We start from the raw sequence: 16,905 nt of genomic DNA on the forward strand, positions 1-16,905 counted from the left end.
TGCGGTTCGGGCTTTATTCTTGAATCGGGCTGACCGTCCAACGGGTACGGTCGGGGAAGGTAATCACGAAGCCGCTTTGCCGCTGCGCCGTACACCACAAATCCTGATTGCGGTAGCGGAACAGCGCGCCTTCGCCGCCGGTGCAGAACGCATGGTTTTCAGACGGCCTCACTTGGCTTTGCGGATAAATGCCTGCCGGATTGCCGGCGGCAACCAACGGCAGAAGCGCGGCAAACAGGCGGCGCGATTGGGCATTGGGCGCGACGAAACCGTCGTTTTTCCAGCCTTTTGCCGTCAGCGTTTGGCGGGAAACAGGCGCGCCGAGCGCGTCGGTCTGCACGAAACGCAGGCCGTCTGAAAACGGTTCGACCGCCAGCATATGGGTTTGCAGGACATTTCCGTCGCTGTCGGACTGTTCGAGTTTGTACCATTGGCCGCTTGATGCGACGGCAGGAATGGTTTGCGGCTGCGGTAAAGGCATACGGCCGGTCGAACAGGCCGATAAGGCGGCAACGGCGAACAAAAGCGGAATCAAGCGCATGGGGTTCCTTATATACTGACGGTGGGTTTCAGACGGCTTCTGCCGATAACGGCAGGCTGCTTGAAAAGGTGTGTGGATGATGTTTTCGGAAGTTTCGGCAGTTCGGAAAACAGGGCGGACTGAACCGTTATTTTATCCTGAAATCCGAATCGGGATTTATTGTTTTTCAGACGGCCTGTGCAGATAGAGGCCGTCTGAAAATATTGCCGGCGGTTTACTGCAATTTAATATCGCCGACCAGTACCGCCAAGGCCTCCAGCCGTTGGGCGTGTTTTTCTACGAACGGATTTTTGGTATCCCATGCGTAGCCGGCCAAAATGGACGAAATCATGCGGCTGATTTCGGGGCTGCGGCCGGGGGCGTAAATCGCGTTTTGGAAGCTGTGGTCATACCAGCCGTTGACGTAGGTGCGGAACGTATCCACGCCCTGCATCAGCGGTTCGGCAAATTCTGTCTGCCAGTCGGCGGCTTCGCCTTTGAGCTGTTTGGCGAGCAGGTCGGCGGCGAGTTTGGCCGAGTGCAGCGCGATGGTGACGCCCGATGAGAACACGGGGTCGAGAAACTCGGCGGCATTGCCCAAGAGCGCGAAATGCTTGCCGTGCAGGGTTTTGACGTTGGCGGAGTAGCCTTGAATCGAGCGGAACGGAAATTCGTTTTCCCATACGGATTTGTCGAGGATTTCGGCCAGCATCGGGCATTCGTGCACCCATTTTTTCAACACCGTTTCGCTGTCGCCCGCGAGCTTTTCAGGTGTACCGACCACGCCGATGGAGCAGCGGTTGTCGCCGAACGGAATCGTCCAGAACCACACGTCGCGGTGTTGCGGATGGGTGGTAATCAGGATTTTGTTGCGGTCGAATTTCGGGCTGGTAATGTTGTCTTCGATGTGGGTGAAATGCGCCATGCGCGGCGGCAGGGACGAGGGCGTTTCCAAATCGAGCAGGCGCGGCAGGACACGGCCGTAGCCGCTGGCATCGAGCACGAATTTTGCGGTCAGTTCATAGCGTTCGCCCGAATCGGTTTCCACGCTTAAAACAGCTTCGCTGCCGCTGTTGTCGAACGCATTTACGCCGTGGCCGAAGCGCACTTCCACGCCTTGCCTGGCGGCTTCGTCAATCAGGATTTTGTCGAAAATGCCGCGGCGCACTTGGAAGGTTGTGCCGGGGCCGTCTGAAAATTTGTCGGTGAAATCGAAATAGGTGTAGCGGTTGCCCCAGGTAAAGGCCGCGCCGTTTTTAAACTGGAAGCTCGGCTCGGCGGCAACGGCTTCGGTCATGCCCGCTTCTTCGAGCATTTCCATGCAGTGGGGCAGCAGGCTCTCGCCGATGACGAAACGCGGGAAATGCTGCTTTTCCAACACGCAGACTTTAAAGCCTTTTTTGTTCAGTAACGCGGCGACAACCGCACCGGAAGGGCCTGCGCCGATAACGGCGACATCGAATTGGGTGGACATGATGGTTTTCCGAATAAAAATAAATGAAATGAGGCAGCGACTATTTTACGCTTTCGGTATGCCGTCTGAAAGGATTATTTTCAGACGGCCTTTCGGGGAGCAGCAGGCTTGCCAGCAGCAGGTTGAGTAAGGTTCCGGCTGCTACGGTCATGCCGAACGCCGCGACTGCGGGCGTGCCGCTGAAGGCCAGCAGAACGAAGGAAATGCCGGTGGTGGCTGCGGCCAGCAGCATACCGCCGAAGCGGGCGGTCGCGCTGTGCGGCGCGGTCAGGGCATACACCGAATAATCCACGCCGATGGCGGAAACCAGCAGCAGGCCGAACATGGCGAACAGGCTGACGGGAATGCCTGCGAAGCCCAAGAAGGCCACGGTCAGCACGGCGGCGGCCAGCGGTACGGCGAGGATTTTCCCGCCGCGTTTGAGGCCGAACAGTTTCCACAGCAGCAACAAGGCCAAAGCATAGGAAAACAGTTTCAGCCATGCGGCTTGGTTGCGCGTTTTGACGAACGATTCGTTGAGGAAGCCGCGTTTGTCCGCCCAATGCACGCCCTGAATATCCGCCACGGCATTGCGGACGGCGGCGGCATCGGCCAATCCCTGCAGACGGATGACGGAGGCGAAACGGCCCGGCTCTACTTCGCCCAAATAAAGGTTGCGCCACGCTTCGGCCAACGGCGGCTTGAGGCCGTCTGAAAGCGTCAGCGGCGGCGTGGCGGCGGCATCAAGCAGGGCTTGGCGGAACGCGGTTTCGGGAACGCCGATGTCGCTCATGGCGCGCCATGCCTGCGGCGTGTCGGCCAAAGTTTTCAGACGGCCTTTGAGTGCGTTTTGCTCGTCGGTGGGGCTGATGAATTGCGCCAGCGATTGCACGCCGTCGAGTTTGCCTTGTCCGGCCAAGGGTTGCAGCGCACGGAGCACTTCGGTGTTTTTGTGCAAAAGGGCATTTTCGTTTTCCGCTTCGGCCACCAGATATTGGCCGCTGAAGTCCGTGCCGCTCAATGCACCGATGCGATGCGCGTCTTGCAGCATTTCAGACGGCATGTTTGCCCATTGGCGGATGTCGTCGTGCCAGTCGCTGCGCCATACGCCGGCAAGTGCGAACAGCAGGGCGAAGGCGCAAACGGGTTTGCGCCGTGTTTTCAGACGGCCTGCTGCGCGGTAGAGCGCATCGGCGAAAGCGGCAAAGGGTAAGGCTTGCGCGCGGTGGTTTTGAAACCGATAAGGCAGCCATAACACGGTCGCGCCGAATGCGCCGAGCAGGGCGGCAGCGGAAAATACGGCGGTTTGGCGCAACACCGGCAAAGGCGTGAAGCCGAGCAGGATATAGCCCGAAACGGTAATCAGCAGGCTGACGGCAAAACCCGGCAGCATGTGTTTCATCGACGGCCACGCCTGCCATTGCGGTTTTTCAGACGGCCCGAATACCGAAGGCGCGAGCCAGTGCAGCGGAAAATCGACCAGCATTCCGATCAGGCTGGTGCCGATGACCAAAGTCAGCACATGCACATGGCCGAACACCGCCAGGCTTGCCGCCAAACCTGCCAACATACCGGCGGACAAGGGCAGCAGCAAGGCGAGGGTGCGGCCGCTGCGGAACACGCGCCACATCAGCGCAAAAGTCAGCAATATGCCCAGCACGCTCATGATGCTGCTTTCGCGTTCGGCCTCGGTTTTGGCGTGCGCGGCAAACAGCGCGCCGCCTGCGGTCAGGATTTCGACCTGTTCCGCTTGCGCGGCTTGGCGGCTTTCGGTCATCAGGTTCAGCAGCTGCTCATGGGAAAAGTTGCCGTTTTCGGGCAGACGGCCGCGCAGCCAAACCCATGTTTTGCCGCTGCCGTCTTCGGTGAACAGCATGCCGTTGTCGGGATTCCATTGCAGGCGGCTTTGCGGATTGGCTTTGTCGGCCACGAAACGGCCGAAGCCCAGCCAGTCTTGTTCCAGCGGCAGGGGGGATGTGGCGAACGGATTGGCGGCATCTTCGGCGCGTTGGCGGAAATAGGCTTGGGGGTCGTCGGCCAATTGTGCGCGCTGTTCCGCCGGCAATACCGCCAATCCGAGCCGCTGCATGTCTTCGCGCACTTGCGCCAAATCGGGGGAAAGGCTGTCATCGACTGCTTCAAACAGGCCGCTCTGCCGCCATTTTCCGGCAATCGTTGAGGCCGTCTGAAAGGCTTGTGCCGCATCATCGCTGCCGGCAAGCAGAATGATTTGGCTGTTGAGCTGCGCTTCGCCCGCCGTGTCCGCCGCCCGCAAGACAATATCCTGCTGCGTTTGCGGCAGCAATTCGGCCAGGTCGGTTTGCAGCCACGGACGCGCGGCCGCGTTGTACAGCACGAAGCCCGTCATCAGCACAATCAGCAGGGTATAAAGGCGGCGGTAGAAAAGCATGGGGGATTCCTGTTTTCAGACGGCCTTTCATGTGTTCGGGCCGTCTGAAAAATTTAGTCGGGTATGGTTGAAACGGATAAACAGTCAATCAGATCTTGCCAGTAATGCGCGTTTTCAGACGGCCTGCCGGCTTTGTCGGGATTGTCCGAAAACATATGCTGTTCAGCCGGATTGCGTTCCAGCAGCAGCCACACGCTGCCGTCGGCTTCGTTTTCCTGTGTACGTTCGTAACAGAAACCGAGTGCGATTTGCGGCTCGGAAACCAGCGCGTTTTCCGCCAAACGCCAAGCCTTTTGCCACGATTCGCGGCGGCGGTCGGCGGCGCAGACCACGGTCGCCCCATGGCTGCCCAAGGCTTGCGCGGCATGGAAGACGGGGGCGTTGTGCAGATTGGCGATAAAGTCGAACGGCATGGCGGCATGGTGGTTCAGCACATTGTCGGACATTTTCTGAAACAGGGCGGACGAGGCGAAGGGCGTGGCGAGATATACCGCGCAATCGGGGCGGATTCGGTCGGCGACGCATTCGCGCAAACGCCATGCGCCGAGTGCGGCAATCAGGCTGAGGCGGCTCAGGCGGCGGCTTGCGATGCCGCTTTCGCTTTGCAGCGTGTGTTTGAGCGTTTTGTTGTCGAGGCTGCCGGCGTTGAAAACCGCAACGGCGGCGAGGTGTTTTTTTAAGCTGTCCATTGCCATACCATGCTGGTGTTGCTGCCGCCGAAACCGAAATGGTTGGCGAGATAGAGGCCGTCTGAAAAAGAAATCGGATTGCCCGAATAGTCAAGGTCATGTCCCTGCTGCAAGGATTGCGCCAACAGCGCGGTTTCGAGTGCGCACGCCGCGCCGAGGGTATGGCCGATTTGCGGTTTGAAAGCCAAGAGCGGCGGCAGTTCGGGGAAAAGGTTTGTCAGGGCGGACATTTCGGCGGTGTCGCTGTCGGCGGTGCCGACACCGTGGGTTTTGACGGCGAGAATATCTTCAGGCACGGCGCAGGCGGCGTTCAATGCGCGGCGCATGACGTTTTCTTGGGCTTGACCGTTGCTTTGAATCAAATCGCTGCCTGTGTTGGCGGCATGGCCGGTAAGTTTCAGGCAGGAAGATGCTGGCGGCTCGACAGAAAACGCCAGCGCGGCCATGCCTTCGCCGAGTATCAGGCCGTTGCCGCCGAAAGGCCGGTAGCTGCCGCCGAACAAGCCCAAGCTGTGAAAATGCAGCAAAGTCATGCGGTTGAGACTTTCCACGCCCAAAACCAAAGCCCGCGTTGCCGTGCCTTTCCGTAAAAAGTTGGCAGCCTGAATCACAGCGTGGGCGGACGAGGTGCAGGCGGTGGCCAGACTGAAAATTTCGCGGTTACCGCTGCGTGCCTCCAAATCGTCGGCAAGGTGCAACAGGGTATATCCGGCGTGTTGTGTGTGTGCGGTGTGAAATCCGTTTTCGTATTCCGATGCGTTGTACGAAGCGGAACCGATGAATACCGAACATTCTTTCCAGCTTTCAGACGGCCAGCCCGCCGCGTCCGCCGCGTCGCGCAAATGCCGTTCGGCCAAATCCGCCAGCTCCGCACGGCTGAGACTCGGGCTTTGAAAGGCGCGGAAATACGGCGTTTGCACGTTTTGTTGCAAAAAGCGGAAATCCAAAGGTACAGGCCGTCTGAAATCCTGCTGCGGATTGAATGCGCAGGTAACGGCTTGTCCGGCCAAGTACATCACGCGCCGTGCTCCTTGCGGATGAAGGCGGCCAAATCGCGCACGGTCATCATGTGTTTGCGCACCATGCGGTCGCCCTGAAGCCGCACTTGGAAATATTGCTGCAAGGCCACGGCGGTTTGCAGCGCGTCCAGCGAATCCAAACCGATGGGGCTGTCGTCGCCGAACAGTACCGCATCATCGGCAAAATCGGCCAAGGCAATGTCGTCGGCTTTGTCGGCCGTGTCGAGAATGAGTTTTTTCAATTCGGTTTCCAAGAGTTCGGGGGCAAGGGTAAAAGTGTACATATTCGGTCGGACAATCAAAAGGTTGGACGGATAAGCCGGTGTCGGTTTTCAGACGGCCTCAAAAGCGTACCTGCGTATGAAGCTGCCGCCGGTAAAACAGTACCGCCGCCAGCAGCATCACGGCGGAAAACGCGGCCAAAAGTTGCAGATAGAGCGTGATGCCGACTATGCCGGTGCGGTTGAGCAATAATTCCTGAAAGGCTTTCAACCCCCACGACATCGGCGAAACCCATGTGAGCTGCTGCATGACTTCGGGCATGACGTGCGCCGGAACCATAATACCGCCGACGGCCGCCATCAGGATGATGCCGCCGCCGCCGAGTACCACGGCGTGTTCGGTCGATTTGGCGCATACGCTGACGAGCAGCGCGTAACCCAGCGCGGCGGCGGATACGGCGGCGGAGAGTGCGGCGTAAGGCCACAGGCTGCCGTTGAGCACCAGCGCGGGTACGCCGATTTCGGGCAGCAAATAACGCCCCAGCAGGAGCATACCGGCGAACTGGAGCTGGTTGATGACGAAATACGGTATCAGCTTGGCCGCAATCAGCAGCGAAGCGTCGGCGCGCGCCAAACGCAGGCGGGTAATGGTGTTGGTCTGGCGTTCCAGAGCCATCACGTTGGAAAGTGGTATCATGATGAAAAACATGCCGAAAATCAGCCATGCCGGTACGCTGTGCTGCACGGCGTTGGGCTTGGCGACCGCACCGCCGCCCTCGCTGAGATAGTGTTCCGCCAGCATGGGTTTTTGCAGGAATGCGCTGACGGTATCGAATTGCTCGGCATTTTTCTTGTCTACCTTTTTCTGAATGTCGTTGCGCACGGATTTAGGCAGGCGTTTGTTGCGGATTTTGATGCCTTCGTTGCCGTCGAAATAGGCATTCAGGCGCGCTTCGGTGTAATGTTTCTGCAACACGCCTTTGACCGCCGCCAACCATGAGGGTTCGGTATCGGGCGGCACATAAATATCCAGCGTCCTGCTTTCGGCCAAAGGCTCGGAAGCGGCATTGGGATTGTGCAGCACCAGTTGGAACCGCCCGTCGTGCAGCCCTTGCTGCGCTTCGGCCAGTTTTTCAGACGGCATGGATTCGACAAGCATGTTTTCTTTTTGCAAAGCCTGTGCCAATGCGGTATTGACGGCATCATCGGCGAAACCGGCCAGCGCAATTCGGCTGCCGGTATGCGGGTCGGCATCGCGCGAGAGTGCCAGCGACATAATCAGCATGAACGCAATCGGCATGACGAACAGCACCGCCAAGCCGTGCAAATCGCGGCCGAGCAGCTTCCATTCCTTGACAAGCGAAGCCAGAATCATGCGGCCTCCTTGCGCAGGAAATCGAGGTAAAACGCTTCCAGACTGCCGTGGCCTTGCTGGAAATAGCGGATTGTCGCGCCGCTTTTCTGTAGGGCAGCATATACCTCGGAGGCCGTCTGAAACGTTTCCATCATGCCGTTGCGGTCTATCGGTTGCGCGCCCAATGCGGCCAAAGTTTCAGACGGCAGAACCGGCTCGGTGATGAAGCGTACCGATGCGGTTTGGCTCTCGAGCAGGTCGGACAAGCCGCCGCTGTAAACCAGCCTGCCTTGCTGCAACAGGGCGATTTGGCTGCACAATTGCTCGATTTCGCTCAAATAATGCGATGTGTAAACCACCGTTACGCCCTGCTGCGTCAGTTCCGCCACGCTGTCGAGAATGAAGCGGCGCGACTGCGGGTCGATGCCGACGGTGATTTCGTCGAGAAACACCAATTCGGGCGCGTTGATCAGGCCGACGGCAAAATTCAGCCGACGCTTCAAACCGCCCGACAAATGTTTGGCGGCTTTGTTTTTATGCGCGGTCAAATCCGTTTTCTCCAGCAAATCTTTCAGACGGCCTTTATCGCGCATATTGTATAAAGACGCGAAAAACAATAAGTTGTCCCACACGCTGAGCTGCGGATAAAACGCAAAATCCTGCGGCACCAAACCGATTTTTTGTCGTTCGGCACGGCTCATTTCCGCCATCGGTTTGCCGTGGAACAGGATTTCGCCCTGCCGCACTTCCTGCAAACCGGCCAAAAGCGACATCAGCGTGGTCTTGCCCGCGCCGTTGTGTCCGAGCAGGCCGACGCATACGCCTTGCGCAATGTCTAAAGACACGTTGTCCAGCGCGGGTACGGCGGCTTTGGGATAGCGGTGGGAGAGGGATTGGATTTGAATCATGGTGGTTTGTTTTTTCGTTTCGGACGGCCTGATGGGAAGAGGCCGTCTGAAAAGCAGGCGGCAGGGTTCGGGCAGGGCAGATTCAGTGTGTTTTAAAGTGTTTCAAACGGCTTTCAAACGCCGCCACAGGGCTTCTTCTTTATCCGCAATGCCGCGCAGGAAACCGGCGATTTCCCGACAGCCGTTTTCAGACGGCTTTTTGCACTGTTTCACGCACAGGCTGGCGAATTGCCGCCAGTCGTCGCCGATGGCGGTCAGCTCTGCCGAGGCCGTCTGAAAGCGCGGTTCGGCGCAGATTTCGGCGGCCTGCTCGAGAAAATAGGCGTAAATATAGCGGAAGCCTGCGCCGCCGGTGCCGATTTCCTCCTGCATCCGCACGATGTGGCCGAGAAAGAGTTTTTGGTATTTGGCCGACTGCTTTTGCGGCAGCGTTTCGATTTTTTGGGCGACGGTGCGGATGCCTTTGACACCGACGAAAAACACGGGTGCGAGCATTTGCTTGGCGTTTTTGCGTATCACGCGGCGTATGGCTTCGGGCAGCAGGGCTTCGATTTCCTGCGGTGTGCGGTTGGTTTCCAGGGTGTACATCAGGCCTTTGTCGGCCAATGCGCCTTTGGCGAAACGCGCACGCTGCAAATCTTCGGCGGCGCAGCGTTGCACGCTTTCCAAAACGGGGTCGCTGATGAGGTAGTCGTTGCCGTCTTTGCCGTAAACCAAGAGATTGTGCGCGTTGAAATGGAAGCGCATATAGGGCGGAAAGTAGGGCAGCCAGAAGACGGAAGTCTGTAATCCGGCGAGTTTTCCTTGGGAGAGCGCGTCGTCCAGCGCGGCCTGTCCGGCGGCTTCGTCCTTGAATTTCCGGAATGTCAAATTCAGCCCCAGGGCTTTGCAGGTGTTTCTGATGATGTTGCGCGGCATGATGCGGTAGGAAACCAGCGGCATTCCGCCGAGCTTGACCAGCGGCATATAGACGAAGGTCAAACCGGCGGCCAAGCCGAAAATCATGGCTTCGTTGAGCGCGTGGCCGTGGTGTTTCAGTAAGGTGGACATCACGCCGCTTTCGCAATGGGCGGTGTGCTGGTGGGGAAAATCGGTCATGTCTGTATTTCCGAGGCCGTCTGAAAACAATAAAGGTATTTTCAGACGGCCTGTCGATTTTTAAGGGGCTTTAAGTGGCGCGGCGTTTTCGACGGTTTTTAACGCGGCCACCGTCATTTGCAGCGCGTCGGCGTATTTTTTCAGGGTGCGGTCGGGCAGTTTGGCGAAAATTTCCGGCCTGAGATGGCGGCGCAACTGCCATTGCCACATGCCTGCGGCCGCTGCCAAACTGATTTCGTCGTGGCGGTAGCAGAGCATATGGAAATAGAGCGGCGAACGGATTCCCTCCGATACGGCGCGGCGCGCGGCTTCGGTTTGCGCGTCAAGCTCTTCCACCGCCATTTCGGTGGCGTAGGATTCGTCTTCCCAACCGGTACTGGTGGCGGCCTGATAATGACCGCCGCGCGTGCCGTAAACGATTTTTTTCAGGCCGTTGTAGGATTTGCTGTCGTCTTGCGGGATGTCGTCGATGTCCATTTCAGACGGCCTTTACTGCTTCCAAGAGCATGAAACAGGTGGAAAAGCGTCCGCTTTCGGGCACGTAGCACAATACCAAATCGCCGTTTTCCAAAGCGTGCGTGCGCATGAATTCTTCCAAGATGATGTAAATCGAGGCTGAGCCGGTATTGCCTTTGTAAGGCAGGTTGGTAAACCATTTTTCCTGCGGAATCGGAAAACCGATGTTGTCCAAGCCTGCGGACAGTTTGTCGCGGAAAAAGCCCGACGAATAATGCGGCAGAAACCATTTGATGTCTTCTGCTTTCAATCCGTGTTTGGCGGCGATATGGGCAAGCGGTTTTTCCACCGTGTAGCGCACGATGTTTTCGTTTAACAGTTTCACGTCTTGTTTGACGGCCATCACGCTTTTGTCGCGGCGTTCTTCTTCGCTGAAGTCTTTCCAACCTGTGAATACGCCGTCTGAAAATTCCGCACCGGCATACATGCAGGGCGGCATTTCGTGGGCGTAGGAGAGCAGCTCGATCCAGCGGATTTTGAAGCTCAGGCCGTCTGAATTCGGGCGGTCGGCCAGATAAACCGCGCCGGCACCGTCCGAAAGCATCCAGCGCAGGAAATCTTTTTCAAAGCCGATTTCGGGGCGCGCGTCGGCCAGATTTTTGGCATCGATTTCGCTTTTGAACATATCACCACGCATGACGGCGGAAGCCGCTTCGGAAGCCGAGGCCACCGCACCGCGCTGCTCGCCCGTGCGTACGGCATTGTAAGCGTGTTTCAAGGCTGCCATGCCTGCCGCACACACGCCTGCTGCGCTGAATACTTCGCACGCGCTCAGTTCTGGCAGCAGGCCGTGCACCATCACGCCGTGGCCGGGCATGGTTTGGTCGGGGTAGGATGTGGCGCAGGCCAAACTACCGACGCCTTCGGCCGGTACGCCTTGAGCCAGCAGGATTTTGACGGCTTCGGCAGCCAATTGCGCGCTGTTGTGCGTCGGCAGGCCCGTTGCCGGATCGATGGCGTAATGGCGCGACTGAATGGCGTTGGAACGCAAAATCATGTTTTTCACGCGCGAAGGCAGGCCGCCTGCTTTGCCCAACACGTTTTCCATGTCGGCATTGGACACGGCTTCATTGGGCAAAAAGGCGGCAACGCGGTTGAGATAGACGGATTGCAGGATGTCGGTGGCATTCATATACGGATAACGGTTTCTTGCAGGCCGTCTGAAATTTCAGACGGCCTTGAATATGGAGGCGGTTACAATAAGCACGGCCGAGAAAATATGGCATCTGCTGATTTTAAAACGCTTCGGGTAATGCTATTCGCCGGAGGGAAGGCTGTAATAGTGTTTCCGGCGTTCCAGCCAAGGGCGCAGAACAGGGCGGAGCAGCATTTTTACCAATGCGCTCAGTGGCACGACGGTCAGAATCAGCGCAATCAAAAATACGACGTACACCGCCAGCAGCACACGGCGCAGCAGCGGCGAAACATTGCCCGCCGCCATCAGGAGTTTGCCCCACAGGAAAAAACTACGCGCACCGGCCTGTTCGCTGAGAATCAGTTTTTCATCGACTTTTGCAGCCCCCATATTGCGGAACAGGGTTTCGTCCAAAGCCGCGCCGCTTTGCAGCGTTTCGGCCAATTTGCGCCCGAAGCGCGAAGCGTCGGACAATTCGGCTTCGCCGATACCCGCTGCGGGCAGGTTTTTGAAATACTGCCGCTCGCCGGTCAGCAGCCATGCCGGGGTGGTTACGAAGCTCGCCGCCGTGCCGCAGGCATCGGTTTTGACGATGTTGCCGATGAGGTGTGCGCCGTTGGCAGCCAGCAGGGTTTTCATTTTTTCCTGTGCATTCAGCCACATATTGCGGCAGCCGATGAGGGTAATGACGGGTTTGCCGTTTAACAGCGCACGGGTTTGCGGCTGCTGAAGAAAAGCGGTAATCGGTTGCGAGGGCGACAAAAACCATACCGTGTAGGCAATCACCACCGCATCATAATCTTCATCGGGAATATCGGGTGCGATAACCGGCTTCGGTTTCAGGTGGACGGTTTCGGGAAACGTATCGAAAAAACGCCAAAACGGCCACGGAAACGGAAAGGCTTCGCACGGCTCGATGTTGACGGTATGTACGTCGATGCCGTCCTGATTCTGCAGCGGCGCAATAAAATTCTGTACCAGACGGCTGAGCTGTCCGGTTTGCGAATAATGGACGACAAGGATTTTTTGGGCGGCGGACATGGTGTTTGCAGTAATGGCGTTTCAGACGGCATTATAGACTGTATGTTAATTTTATTAAAGAAAAGGCACGCCGTTTACAGCGATTGTTGCACGAAAGTTTCCAGCGGCTGGTTGGTGCGGATACCGTCGAACTGCATAACCGTGCGGTCGCCCTGTTTTTCATGCAGCTCGATTTTCCGCACCAGTTGGTCGCCGTTCAGCTCGATTTTGTGGAAAACCTGTTTCATCACGGGTGTTTTCGGCAAAAGTTGCAGCGTCCATTTTTGCGCCGTGCCGGAAAGTTTCAAATCGAACTGCTTTTGCAGCCCTTGCGTATTGCCGCCGAGCAAATCCAGAAAAAGTCGGATTTGGCGGGTTTGGCCGGACATTCTGCCCGATTGCGCCGCTGTCCACGATTTGCCGTTCCACTGCATGATGCCGTCCGAACGCACGCGCAGGGTGGCGGCGAACGGTTTCTGCATTTGCCAGAGCAGGCCGCGCTTGGGGACCAGGACAAATTTACCGCCGGTGGTCATCGGTTTCTCCAGCGATTTTAGATGGCGTTGCTGAGTAAAAGTGCCTTGGATGTTGGCCGGTTTTTGCAGGGTTTTCGCCAGTTCTTCGGCGGAAAACGCCCACAGAACAGGGCTGGCTAAGGTTAAAACGGCGGATAAAAACAGTTTTCGGATATTCATTTTCGGTATTCTCTCAAAAGGCCGTCTGAAATATTTCAGACGGCCTTGGGTTTCAGACGGCCTGAAAAGTCGGGTGGCGTTTGACCGCTTCCAGCCAGCTTGGCGGCGTTTGGAACTGTAGTTCCCCGTCGACCAGCGAGACCGCTGCCTGCGTGGTCGAGGCTTTGGTGAGCTTTACGCCGCTTTGTGCGTCTACGATGACGTAATCGATGCGCAGACAGCTTTCGATTTCGACCACGGCCAATTCGACACGGATTTTTTGGCCGAATACGGCCGGTTTGATGTATTTGAAGTTCATCTGCACAATCGGCCAGCTGAAGCCCTGTCTGCCCATTTCGTTGTAATCGTAACCGATGCTGCTTAAAAAGGCGCAGCGGGCGACTTCGAGGTATTTCACATAGTTGCCGTGCCAGACGATGTGCATCGGATCGACATCGAAAAACGGCACGTCGATTTCATGGCTGTGGCGGCAGTAAACGTGTTTGCTCATCGTTGTGTGTCTTTGTTCCAAAAATCATAAAAATTAAACCATTGCAGCGGATTTTTTGCGCACTCTTCGGCCACTTTGTCGGCGAACTGCTGCGCGGCGGCGGCTACGGAGGCTTGGCGCGTATGGCGTTTCCAGTCGGCAGTATCAATGAAGCGGCGCAGCTTCAGATGGTAGCGGCCGTTTTGCTTGATGCAGAAGAGCGTATGCACGCGGGTTTTCAGCAGGCCTGCCAGCAGCCACGCGCCTTGCGGCATCTCGGCGGTTTCGCCGAGAAAATCGACGGCGACGGTTTTTTCGCCGCGAACGGGCGTGCGGTCGGCGGCGATGGCAATCCATTCGCCCGCATCGACGCGTTTGCTCAATTCCATCATCAGAGTGGCGTCCAAGTCGCTGACCTGAATCAGCTGGATGCGGTCGGCACCGGCTTTTTCCAAAGCTTCGTTAAACGCTTGCGCATGGCGGCTGTGTACCAGCACATTCAGTTTAAAGCCGATATGGTGCGACACCAGCGCGCGGCAGACTTCCGTATTGCCCAAGTGCGAGCAGGCGAAAATCTGGCCGCGCAGGCTGCGGTCGCCGATAAGCGCGTACACATCGTCGGGGTCTTCCAAAACCAAATCTTCGTAAACGATTTTACGCTGCCACACGGCAAAACGGTCGCACACGGCTTCGCCGAATGCGGCAAATTGTCTAAAAACCGAAGCGCGTCGTAATTTTAGCGTAGGGTAGGCCGTCTGAAGATTTTGCTGGTAATGAGCGATGTTGCGGCGGGCTTGCGGCGAGGTCAGGTAAAAATAACCGACCACAAACCAAATGCACGGCTTCATCAGAAATGCAGGCAGGTAGCGTACAAGCAGCGTGGTGGCGGCAAGGAAGAAACGGTTGCCGCGCTCGTTCTGCTTGGCCCAATGTTTTGAATCGGCAGACATTTCAGGCGGCCTTTCCAAAAAGCCGGAACAAACGTCGCCGAACCATACCGAAAAACAGCCGCGCGTGCATTTTGCTGATGCGCACGTTATCCGCCCACGCATCGAAGTGGGAAATGCCGTCTGAAGCGTATTGCACCGGTGTTTTAACCCATACCGTCGGTACGCCGCGCCAATAGAGGCGGATCAGGATTTCGGTGTCGAAATCCATGCGTTCGCCGATGTTTTCTTCGCGTATCACGGCCAAAGTTTCCGTCAGCGGATAGAGACGGAAGCCACACATGCCGTCTTTGATGTCGGTTGACCAAGTATGAACCATGTTCCAAAAATCGGTGATTTTCCGGCCGTACAAGCGCGATTTGGGCGCATCATCGCCGTATTGCGGCCAACCGCAGATAATGGCTTCAGGCTGCCGTTCGGCGGCTTCCTGCATTTTTAACGCATCGGGCAGATGGTGCTGGCCGTCGGCATCGACTTGCAGGGCGTGGCTGTAGCCGTGTCCTGCGGCATATTCAAACCCCGTTTTCATGGCCGCGCCTTTGCCGCCGTTTTCAGGCCGGAAAACCACGTTGATGCCGTCTGAAACCAAGTTTTGCAATACGGGTTTGCATTCGTCTCCCGAACCGTCGTCGATAATCAAGACATCGAAACCGTAGGCGCGTAAGGTTTCGGCAACGCGGCCGACGGTGGTCGGGTGTTTGTAATGCGGAATCAGGGCGAGCGTTTTCATGCGCAGCCGCTTTCGGTAAATACCAGCCGCCCCGAAGCGCAGGCAGCTTCGTTGCAGCTGATTTTAAACGTCAGTTTGTCTTTGTCCGCATCGTAGGCCAGTTCCACGTCGATTTCGTCATTCGGACGGATAAATTGCTGATATTTCAAGTTTTCCACGCGGATTAAGTCCTGACTGCCCCATGAAAATTGCGCTGCCAAATCGCGTATCCATTGCAATTCGATAACGCCGGGAACCAGCGGAAATTCGGCGAAATGGCCGCTGAAATACGTCAAATCCAAAGGAACGCGCCCGCGATAGCGTTGCACGGTATCGTTTTCAGACGGCATGCTTTGCCACGCCGGAGCGGTTTGCGGAACGGTAAAGGCCGTCTGAAAATCAGCCGCGGAAATCTTGGCTTGGGGATTGCGCGGCAAAACGTCGGCAAAACGCCAATAGCGTGGCAGGGCGATTTTGTCCTGAGTGGCGGCAAGGTGTTTTTTCAGGGCATCGGCCACCGCCGCGCGGCCTTGTTCGCGCAGGGCTGTGATGCCTTGCGGATTCAACGCAACCCATACGGCGATGCGCCGGTGTTGCGGATGTTGGCCGCAATGCGCATCGGCAATCCACGGGTGTTGCAGTAATTCGTGTTCGATTTGGGTCAGCGACACGCGTTTGTCCTCGAATTTGATAATGCGGTCTTTGCGGCCGAGCAGGACAAAGCCGTCGGGTTGCGGTTCGATTACATCAGCACTGTGCCAAATGCCGCCGGCCCAGGGCGATTCGACCTTCAGGCCGTCTGAATCTTGGGTAAGGGTAACATTATCAAAGGCTTGCCACAACCGGTTGAAACGGCGTGAGGCGATAACGCCGGTTTCCGTGCTGCCGTAGATTTCGTAAGGGCGCACGGCTTTTTGTGCCAATAAGTCCGCCGTACTCTCGGGTAATGCGCCGCCGGCGGAGACCACGCCGATGAGTTTGCCGTCGACTGCCGCCCAATTGCGCGCTTCGCCCAAGCGGTTTAATACGGCAGGACTGGCAATCCATACCGCGTTTTCAGACGGCATGGTAAACGCCAGCAAATCTTCGGGATAAACCGCCTGAGTCCGCACCATTGTCCAGCCCATTGTCAGAGACAGCGCGAAACGGAACGTAAACCCATACATATGCTGCGGCAACACGCTGCCGATGACGGTCGCGCCGTGTTTGCCGAACGGAATGCTTTTGGCTAAAGACAAGGCTTCGCTTTCCATCTGCGCGGCGGTTTTGATGATGATTTGCGCCTCGCCGCTGGAACCGGAGGTTTTCAGCTGCACTTGGGCAGTCGGCGCAATATCGGTATGCTCGGGAACGACGGTTTCGTTTTCAGACGGCCTGTTGTTCAGGAAATCGGTTCGCCGCGTATTCAGGCCGTCTGAAAACAGGCGCGGGTCTGCTGAATCGGTCAGAACGGCATCCGCCGTTGCTGCCCAAGCCAGATTGTCTTCGGCAAGATTCGGCAGCAGCAGGGCGGTGGAGCCGTTGTGCCACACCGCCAGCAACGCGCAGGCAAACTGCGCCGCATCTTCAAACCACAATGCCGCTGTGCGGACGTTTTCATTTTTCAGACGGCCTGACAAGGCAAAAACCGCCCGATTGAACTCCGCACGCGTCCATGCGGGATTGAGGGCGATAAGGTCGTTTTGCGGGAGATTAGAGGAGAGGATTCGGGTAAGGGCGTACATGAGCCAACATTCAATTTC

The 16,905-nt window shown here is 57.1% G+C and carries 17 protein-coding genes; all 17 read right to left on the bottom strand.

Annotated elements, in window-relative coordinates; genetic code table 11:
• Positions 1-13: 13 nt before the first annotated feature.
• Complete coding sequence (locus tag ACM67E_RS04865) at positions 14-541, bottom strand: hypothetical protein (RefSeq protein ID WP_416192488.1); 528 nt, start codon at positions 539-541, stop codon at positions 14-16.
• 214 nt (positions 542-755) lie between these two features.
• A complete protein-coding gene (locus ACM67E_RS04870) occupies positions 756-1,994 on the bottom strand; it encodes an NAD(P)/FAD-dependent oxidoreductase (RefSeq protein ID WP_416192489.1) in 1,239 nt (412 codons plus the stop codon).
• Between the two features lie 40 nt (positions 1,995-2,034).
• Complete coding sequence (locus ACM67E_RS04875; protein ID WP_416192490.1) at positions 2,035-4,383, bottom strand: MMPL family transporter; 2,349 nt, start codon at positions 4,381-4,383, stop codon at positions 2,035-2,037.
• A gap of 53 nt (positions 4,384-4,436) precedes the next feature.
• Positions 4,437-5,072, bottom strand: a complete 636-nt coding sequence (locus tag ACM67E_RS04880; protein ID WP_416192491.1) for a hypothetical protein — start codon at positions 5,070-5,072, stop codon at positions 4,437-4,439.
• Positions 5,060-6,091, bottom strand: a complete 1,032-nt coding sequence (locus tag ACM67E_RS04885) for a beta-ketoacyl synthase N-terminal-like domain-containing protein (protein ID WP_416192492.1) — start codon at positions 6,089-6,091, stop codon at positions 5,060-5,062. The genes ACM67E_RS04880 and ACM67E_RS04885 overlap by 13 nt, the downstream gene beginning before the upstream one ends.
• Positions 6,088-6,375 (bottom strand): phosphopantetheine-binding protein, encoded by a 288-nt coding sequence (locus ACM67E_RS04890; RefSeq protein WP_416192493.1) that lies wholly within the window; start codon positions 6,373-6,375, stop codon positions 6,088-6,090. Before ACM67E_RS04890 ends, ACM67E_RS04885 begins: the two co-directional genes overlap by 4 nt.
• Positions 6,376-6,433: 58 nt before the next feature.
• The gene (locus tag ACM67E_RS04895; RefSeq protein WP_416192494.1) at positions 6,434-7,687 is read right to left on the bottom strand and encodes an ABC transporter permease; all 1,254 of its coding nucleotides are present in this window, start codon (positions 7,685-7,687) and stop codon (positions 6,434-6,436) included.
• Positions 7,684-8,574, bottom strand: coding sequence for an ABC transporter ATP-binding protein (locus ACM67E_RS04900; RefSeq protein ID WP_416192495.1), 891 nt, complete (start codon positions 8,572-8,574; stop codon positions 7,684-7,686). The genes ACM67E_RS04895 and ACM67E_RS04900 overlap by 4 nt, the downstream gene beginning before the upstream one ends.
• Positions 8,575-8,676: 102 nt before the next feature.
• Positions 8,677-9,672 carry a BtrH N-terminal domain-containing protein gene (locus tag ACM67E_RS04905; protein WP_416192496.1) on the bottom strand — a complete coding sequence of 332 codons (996 nt, stop codon included), beginning with the start codon at positions 9,670-9,672 and terminating at the stop codon, positions 8,677-8,679.
• 60 nt (positions 9,673-9,732) lie between these two features.
• Positions 9,733-10,149 carry a hypothetical protein gene (locus ACM67E_RS04910; protein WP_416192497.1) on the bottom strand — a complete coding sequence of 139 codons (417 nt, stop codon included), beginning with the start codon at positions 10,147-10,149 and terminating at the stop codon, positions 9,733-9,735.
• Between the two features lies 1 nt (position 10,150).
• Positions 10,151-11,320 carry a beta-ketoacyl-ACP synthase III gene (locus ACM67E_RS04915; protein WP_416192498.1) on the bottom strand — a complete coding sequence of 390 codons (1,170 nt, stop codon included), beginning with the start codon at positions 11,318-11,320 and terminating at the stop codon, positions 10,151-10,153.
• A 123-nt stretch (positions 11,321-11,443) separates the two neighbouring features.
• Positions 11,444-12,364: a dialkylrecorsinol condensing enzyme gene (locus tag ACM67E_RS04920; RefSeq protein WP_416192499.1), complete on the bottom strand. Its 921-nt coding sequence runs from the start codon at positions 12,362-12,364 to the stop codon at positions 11,444-11,446.
• Between the two features lie 74 nt (positions 12,365-12,438).
• A complete protein-coding gene (locus ACM67E_RS04925; protein WP_416192737.1) occupies positions 12,439-13,032 on the bottom strand; it encodes a LolA family protein in 594 nt (197 codons plus the stop codon).
• A 58-nt stretch (positions 13,033-13,090) separates the two neighbouring features.
• Positions 13,091-13,528 (bottom strand): acyl-CoA thioesterase, encoded by a 438-nt coding sequence (locus tag ACM67E_RS04930; protein ID WP_416192500.1) that lies wholly within the window; start codon positions 13,526-13,528, stop codon positions 13,091-13,093.
• Entirely contained in the window at positions 13,525-14,457 is a 933-nt protein-coding gene (locus ACM67E_RS04935) for a glycosyl transferase family 2 (RefSeq protein WP_416192501.1), read from the bottom strand. The genes ACM67E_RS04930 and ACM67E_RS04935 overlap by 4 nt, the downstream gene beginning before the upstream one ends.
• A gap of 1 nt (position 14,458) precedes the next feature.
• On the bottom strand, positions 14,459-15,184 hold the full coding sequence (locus ACM67E_RS04940) for a glycosyltransferase family 2 protein (RefSeq protein WP_416192502.1): 726 nt from the start codon (positions 15,182-15,184) through the stop codon (positions 14,459-14,461).
• Positions 15,181-16,887: an AMP-binding protein gene (locus tag ACM67E_RS04945; RefSeq protein ID WP_416192503.1), complete on the bottom strand. Its 1,707-nt coding sequence runs from the start codon at positions 16,885-16,887 to the stop codon at positions 15,181-15,183. Before ACM67E_RS04945 ends, ACM67E_RS04940 begins: the two co-directional genes overlap by 4 nt.
• Between the last annotated feature and the right edge of the window lie 18 nt (positions 16,888-16,905).

Source organism: Neisseria sp. CCUG12390, assembly GCF_047837985.1.
Lineage (GTDB): Bacteria > Pseudomonadota > Gammaproteobacteria > Burkholderiales > Neisseriaceae > Neisseria.